Origin of the sequence: Mesorhizobium sp. M7A.F.Ca.CA.004.04.2.1 (assembly GCF_004022825.1) — a bacterium.
Lineage (GTDB): Bacteria > Pseudomonadota > Alphaproteobacteria > Rhizobiales > Rhizobiaceae > Mesorhizobium.
The window spans coordinates 1-2047 of the sequence record NZ_RZPH01001035.1; the positions used below are offsets into that span (position 1 = coordinate 1).

3 protein-coding genes are annotated in these 2047 nt (G+C 63.9%); 1 reads left to right on the plus strand and 2 read right to left on the minus strand.

The window, feature by feature from the left end:
• Nucleotides 1–115: 115 nt before the first annotated feature.
• The gene (locus EN893_RS30855; RefSeq protein ID WP_127269146.1) at nt 116–364 is read left to right on the plus strand and encodes a hypothetical protein; all 249 of its coding nucleotides are present in this window, start codon (nt 116–118) and stop codon (nt 362–364) included.
• Nucleotides 365–394: 30 nt separating this feature from the next.
• Here the strand turns inward: EN893_RS30855 and EN893_RS30860 are convergent, their stop codons facing one another.
• Together EN893_RS30860 and EN893_RS30865 are read right to left on the minus strand one after the other, a co-directional pair.
• On the minus strand, nt 395–1117 hold the full coding sequence (locus EN893_RS30860; protein WP_127272373.1) for an SDR family oxidoreductase: 723 nt from the start codon (nt 1115–1117) through the stop codon (nt 395–397).
• A complete protein-coding gene (locus tag EN893_RS30865) occupies nt 1114–1959 on the minus strand; it encodes an SDR family NAD(P)-dependent oxidoreductase (protein ID WP_127272372.1) in 846 nt (281 codons plus the stop codon). Before EN893_RS30865 ends, EN893_RS30860 begins: the two co-directional genes overlap by 4 nt.
• Between the last annotated feature and the right edge of the window lie 88 nt (nt 1960–2047).

A 2047-nucleotide genomic window follows, 5' to 3' on the forward strand; every position in this document is an offset into this window, starting at 1 on the left:
GTACGGGCTGGCCGGCGTTGCCGAGACGCTGGCCTGGCTGAGAGGTCAACTCTAGGTGCAGCCGACGCAACCGTGATCGCGCCTCCTGGAAAGGACAAGGAAAGGAACGGTTTCGATGGGACGCTTTGCACAATTGGTTCGAGAGATCACCCCGAACTGGCTTCACGCTCGCTCCTCCCGCCATGAGATCGCCGACGTTTCACCGTCCGACGCGGACTACAGCTGGCAAGAGGCGATCGACAACAAGATGTATGGGGCGGATACATCTGACTATTCCCATGTGCCGGAAAAGCCTGTTTCGGCAAAACCGGCAGGCGACAGGCCCGCGGACGAGAACGACCGCGTTCCAAAGAAGGCCAATTAAGGTCCCGTCGGAGCCCGATAGTCGCTGTTCCTATGCCGCAAATCTCAGGCCGCCATCGCAGGTCAGCACCTGGCCGGTCATGAAGCCGCTGGAGACGAGGAAGGCGATTGCGTCGGCCACGTCTTCGGCCCGACCGACGCGGCCGACCGGGGTCTTGCCGGCATAGTCGGCAAAGATCGTTTGCCTCTGCTCTTCGGCCAGAAAATCCCACCAGGGCGTGTCGATGACGCCCGGCGCCACGACATTGACGCGCAGCGGCTTCAGTTCCAGGGCCAGGATCGGCACCACAGTCAACAGCATGCCGTTGATGGCGGCGATACCGGCGACACCGGGCGTCGCGAGCTGCGCCGACACCGCCGAGATGAAGGTGACCGATCCGGCCTTGTTGAGTGTCGGCAAGGCGGCCTGCAGGCAGGACAGCTGCGGGCGGACCTTTTCCTCCACGCCGCTGCCGATGTCGCTCAGGTCAAGCGCCGGGAAGGGGCCGAGGCCCTTGCCGCCGCTGGCCGCCAGCACCAGATGGTCGAAAGGACCGAGGCTCTCGAAGAACTGGCGGACCGCATCCGGCTTCGCGGCGTCGAAAGCAGCCTTCCCGGCAGCGCTGCCCAGGCTTTTCCAAGCGCTCTTCAGTTTGTCCTCGTTGCGCCCGGTGATGGTCACCTTCATGCCCGGGCCAAGCAGTTTTCGCGCCGTCGCCAGGCCGATGCCGGACGAGCCGCCGATGATGACGGTGTGTTCGATTGTCTTGGTCATGAATGGTCTTCCTTCGATGTGGGGGAGGCCGTGCCGATGAGATCAAGGCTCAAGGCTCGCAGACGTTGCCTTGCCTTGGCGTCATAGGCCTGGGTATCGGCGCGGGATTCCCGCAGGCCGTCGAAATAGAGGCCGCTTTTCCCGTCGAGCGCGGGTGAGGCGGCGAGGTTGAGGATGGCCTCGGCGCCGGTCTCGACCGAGCTCCACGGCGTCACGCCTGCTTGCCGGACCATGGTGGTGTTCATATAGCTCGCCGGATGCAGCGCGTTGACGGTGACGCCGGTGCCTTTCAGCTGCTCCGCAAGGTCGACGGTGAACAGGATCTGCGCCAGCTTGCTCTGGCAATAGGCACGCACGCCGTCATAGGAGCGGGTCAGCATGACATCGCTGAAATCGATCGCCTGCTGCCCCGCAGAGGCGACATTGACGATGCGGGCCGGCGCACTCGCCTTCAGCAACGACAGAAGCTCCGATGTCAGCAGGAAACCGGCGAGGTAGTTGACCGCGAAGCGCAGTTCGTAGCCGTCGGCGCTGACCTGACGTTTGGCGCCTTGGCCTGCCGTGCCGATGCCGGCATTGTTGATGAGGATATCGAGCCGATCCGTGCGGGCGCGCACGGCTTCGGCAAGCCGGCGCACTTCGGCCAGAGAAGAGAGGTCGGCGACCAGAAGCTCCGCCCTGCCGCCGGTCGCTTCGATCCCGGTGACAACAGCCTTGCCGCGCGTCGCATCGCGGCCATGCACCAGCACACGGGCGCCCGCGGCGCCGAGCCGTTGCGCGACGACCCGGCCGACGCCATCGGTAGAGCCGGTGATGAGGATCGTCTTGTCTTTGAGTTCCATGTTCAGAGCCTCCGTTCTGTTGCTCTGAACCGAAGATGGGACAGTTGGCGCGGGCCAAACAGTTCAAACTTTATCCTGGTATCAATAC

Coding starts and splice junctions, on each gene's coding strand:
- EN893_RS30860 (WP_127272373.1), bottom strand. CDS start 1,117: ATGACCAAGACAATCGAACACACCGTCATCATCGGCGGCTCGTCCGGC.
- EN893_RS30865 (WP_127272372.1), bottom strand. CDS start 1,959: ATGGAACTCAAAGACAAGACGATCCTCATCACCGGCTCTACCGATGGC.
- EN893_RS30855 (WP_127269146.1), top strand. CDS start 116: ATGGGACGCTTTGCACAATTGGTTCGAGAGATCACCCCGAACTGGCTT.